We start from the raw sequence: 3,802 nt of genomic DNA on the forward strand, positions 1-3,802 counted from the left end.
GATTGCAGTAACTAGTTGTTCTAATTACACAAAATCGTATGGAACGATTTTGAACAGCTTTAGCTGGCCACAAAGTGGTGAAGAACAGGACGTTCTGAATCAAATCAATAACAAAGACTAAAACGTAGTTTTATGTCTAGCCAGCATTCATTTTAGCAAGTATAAATGAGTAGATAGTTATCGGATTTGGTATAACTCTCTGACTATCACGCAGTTGCAGCATCTTTTTAGCATAATTGCGCCTGGCATCCTTTTTACTGCCTTGAACCAGGCCGCAATCGAGCAATACTCTGTGGCCATTGAAGGATAGAATATGGCAGGAACCGGTCACCTCCTGCGCTACGCCTAATCTCTTCATAGCGCTCTTTTTAATCACAGACCAGTCTGGATTATTTTACCTTTAAATCAATTTCTTATGTTGGTTGGTGGAGCTGAAAAGAGCAACATTATGTAAATAGTCATTGCTAAAAAAGAAACTAGCTGTATATAGTGGGACTATACAAACAGAGCTGCAGTTATTTTTCCTGGCTCTGACTTTAAAAATAGGAGTCGTTATGATTAAAAAAGCACTGACAGTTTCATTATTGGTTTTGCTGTCTGCATGTTCTACATTGCAAAAAGAGTTAAAAAATTATGTCCAGCAACCTGAGGTGACCTATCAATCGATTTCAGTCGGTAAGGTTTCAATGGACGGAATCGAGTTAAATCCTACGGTGAATATTGCCAATAAGAACAGTTTTTCTATTCCAATCAGTGCAGTGAGTTACAGTCTTTCGCTTAATAATAAACAGATGTTAGCCGGGCAGACCAAGGAGATAGGCACACTGCCGGCAAATGCGAATAAAGATGTCACCCTCTCGCTGGATTTGACTAAAGAGAGCTTAAGCGCATTGCAACAATTGTTGTTGAAGGAGAAAAAGCTCGATTATCAGGTTAAGGGCAGCGTACAAACTATGGGGTTAGCGATTCCTTTTGAGAAATCTGCTACTCTGTATGCACCTGAAATTAAGATTCGTGATATCAAAGTTGTCAATGCGAGTTTCAGTCAGTTAGATATTGTATTGAGTGTGGATGTTGATAACCAGAATAATTTTTCCCTGCCTCTGGATAGTCTGAGTTATTCAGTATCCACTGGCGATAAAGCATTGTTTAACGGGGATCTTAAAAATAATAAAATAGCGGAAGGAAAAAATAACCTTGAGCTGCCCTTAAGTATTAAACCTAACGATCTGTTCACAAGCGTATTTGGTTTGCTGGCCAGCCCTAAACTGCCTTTACACTTTGAAGTAAGCAGTCCGTTGTTCACAAAATCTCATGATCAATCTCTGGATTTGAGTGCACTTTTTTAAGTTGTTTTTCAAGATATCAGCATGATAAAAAAAGAGAGCTGCAGCATTGCCGCTCCCTTTTCATAAGTGACCGGATAAGTTCATTAAGGCTGCTTGACACGCCCGCAAATAATTTCTGTTACAGAAAGTTCAGTGTTTAAGGTTTTATCCAATTGAGTTGTGTGCTTTGCAATAATCACCACCTGTTTGTTATCGCGTTGTAATATTTCAGCTTTGTACGGATCAATTGTCCGGTATTTATCCGCATCACGCCGGCCGTAATCAAAGAATAATGGAGTAATATTTGTGTCTAAAAATATCGTATCAGCCTGCTGTAGTTTTTGATATGCCTGCAGGGTTAAGTTGTCAGGCTGCTGGTCATAAACTTTTATCACAGTGATAGTGCCGTTTTCCTGAAACTGTTTAGTGGTTAATGCCTGCTTAAAAAGCGCTGCAGCTTGCTGCTCATCCCCTGCTAATATCTGTTTGGCAACATCACCTTCCAATACTTTTTTCCAAAACAGTTTGCGTTCAGAAAATTGCTTAATCTTTGCCTGAACTTCAATACGGTAGCGGCCACAAAACCGGGCTAATTTGCCATAACCGGCGGGCAGCATCTGCTCTATTTGTGACTTTAGCATCTGCAATAATATCGGTGCATTACCCGAGCTGGATAAGGCGATAATCATCGGTTCACGGTCGATGATGGCCGGTGTGATGTAATTACATAGTGCAGGATCATCAACTACATTAACCAGCATCCCGCGTTGATTGGCTGCATCGGAAATGGCGATATTGACCGCTCTAATATTGGTTGCTGCAATCACTAATTGAAAACTATCCAAAAAATGAGGGGCATATTCCGCTTTAATCCAGGTGATCTGCCTGTCGGTCAATAATGCCTGCACACTCTCTTTCACTACCGGACTGACCACGGTAATTTTTGCCTTTGATTTGAGTAACAGTTCAATCTTGCGCGCAGCAACATTGCCGCCACCTATCACCACGGCATTAAGTTTTTGAGCATCTAAAAAAATTGGAAAATAATCCATTATATTGCCTTATTTTATTATTGTAAGGAAGGTAACACGTTGTATTAACCCCTTTTCAGGAATAACTAAGCGTATTTATTTTCAGGGATAGCATAATACACCAATGAAAAGAGAAATAGATAGTGGGGCAAAGGCGAGGAGGCCGCCGTTAACCGTGACAGCTTGCGAAACTTAACTTATTGCCCGCAAACTACCCCTTCAAGAGATACAGTTTTTTCTGCTCTACAACTATCAGGTTGTGCTTTTGCTGCGCAGGGAATCGCTATCGACTTTCGTGATAATCAGTTAAAAAATACTGAATAATTAGAGAGTTATACGTATTTTTCATTGGATTTAAGCCAAAGAGGTGAGACACTGTTTATATAAAGGCGAGTGAGTAAGAGTTTATTGGCACTTTGTACAGCCATATTCAGTTATATAACACGTTAATGTTCCCTGCATCTACAGGTTTCCAGTATCTGTGGGATACAAACTTAGCAATTATTAAATCCGGGTGACCAAAGCGTCCGCCTTGTAACAATTTAACCGATACTGACTACTGTGAGTTATAAAATGCGTTTTACAATTTTCTCATCAACCCAATTATTGCTTGAGCAACTTGCAAAAGAATTTCTGCTGTTAAGCCTGCAGGCGAAAGTAAGTCATGTCTCCTTACCTGGTGGTTTAACCCCGATACTGTTATTTAACTATTTAGCGCAATCAGCTTACGCTGAAAAAATAAATTGGCAGAAACTGCATTTTTGGTGGGGGGATGAGCGCTGTGTCGCGGCCTATGATCCGGAAAGTAATTTTGGCCAGTGTAAAAAATTATTATTGGATAAAGTGGCTATTCCCGCAGAAAATATACACTCTGTTCAGGGGGAAAAAGATCCGTATCTGGAAGCAATTCGCTATGCGGCGGAGATAAAAGAATATGTTGCTGAAGTTAATGGCAGACCACAGTTTGATTGGGTTATTTTAGGGATGGGGGGCGATGGTCATACAGCATCTCTTTTCCCCGGGCAAACTGACTATTTGGATACCCATTTAACTGTCGTTGCGAAACACCCTCAAAGTGGGCAGTTACGGATATCAAAAAGCGCCTACCTGATTGAAAACAGCAAGCATATTACTTATTTAGTACTCGGTGAGAGTAAAGCCGATATTATTGATAAAATTCATAATGAGCCGGCAGAGAGTTATCGTTATCCCGCAGCCAAAATAACAGCGGCAACAGGGCAAACTCAGTATTATTTAAATCTGGAATCCGCAAAACTGTTAATGCACAGACAAGATTAACTGCATTTATCCATTTAGATGAAAAACACCGTCATTCATGGCGGTGATGAAAATCATTGTTGCGAAGCATTAACGTTACTTAGGTCTATTTTGTTGCTCGATATAAGTCGTCAGGGCATCTAGCGCAGCACCGCCACATGATCC

At 40.3% G+C, this 3,802-nt stretch carries 4 protein-coding genes; 2 read left to right on the forward strand and 2 right to left on the reverse strand.

Going from position 1 to position 3,802, the window contains the following annotated elements:
• Positions 1-136: 136 nt before the first annotated feature.
• On the reverse strand, positions 137-358 hold the full coding sequence (locus ABZA00_RS16585) for a hypothetical protein (protein ID WP_372883262.1): 222 nt from the start codon (positions 356-358) through the stop codon (positions 137-139).
• Positions 359-554: 196 nt separating this feature from the next.
• On the opposite strand from ABZA00_RS16585, the gene ABZA00_RS16590 reads away from it, so the two are divergent.
• Positions 555-1,349, forward strand: a complete 795-nt coding sequence (locus tag ABZA00_RS16590; protein WP_372883263.1) for an LEA type 2 family protein — start codon at positions 555-557, stop codon at positions 1,347-1,349.
• Positions 1,350-1,432: 83 nt separating this feature from the next.
• Here ABZA00_RS16590 and ABZA00_RS16595 read toward each other — a convergent pair whose 3' ends face one another.
• The gene (locus tag ABZA00_RS16595) at positions 1,433-2,380 is read right to left on the reverse strand and encodes a bifunctional precorrin-2 dehydrogenase/sirohydrochlorin ferrochelatase (RefSeq protein ID WP_372883264.1); all 948 of its coding nucleotides are present in this window, start codon (positions 2,378-2,380) and stop codon (positions 1,433-1,435) included.
• 552 nt (positions 2,381-2,932) lie between these two features.
• On the opposite strand from ABZA00_RS16595, the gene pgl reads away from it, so the two are divergent.
• Positions 2,933-3,658 (forward strand): 6-phosphogluconolactonase, encoded by a 726-nt coding sequence (pgl, locus tag ABZA00_RS16600; RefSeq protein ID WP_372883265.1) that lies wholly within the window; start codon positions 2,933-2,935, stop codon positions 3,656-3,658.
• The last annotated feature ends 144 nt before the right edge of the window (positions 3,659-3,802 follow it).

The sequence above is a fragment of the Psychromonas sp. genome (genome assembly GCF_041586535.1).
Taxonomy (GTDB): Bacteria; Pseudomonadota; Gammaproteobacteria; order Enterobacterales; family Psychromonadaceae; genus Psychromonas.

Coding starts and splice junctions, on each gene's coding strand:
- pgl (WP_372883265.1), top strand. CDS start 2,933: ATGCGTTTTACAATTTTCTCATCAACCCAATTATTGCTTGAGCAACTT.
- ABZA00_RS16595 (WP_372883264.1), bottom strand. CDS start 2,380: ATGGATTATTTTCCAATTTTTTTAGATGCTCAAAAACTTAATGCCGTG.
- ABZA00_RS16590 (WP_372883263.1), top strand. CDS start 555: ATGATTAAAAAAGCACTGACAGTTTCATTATTGGTTTTGCTGTCTGCA.
- ABZA00_RS16585 (WP_372883262.1), bottom strand. CDS start 358: ATGAAGAGATTAGGCGTAGCGCAGGAGGTGACCGGTTCCTGCCATATT.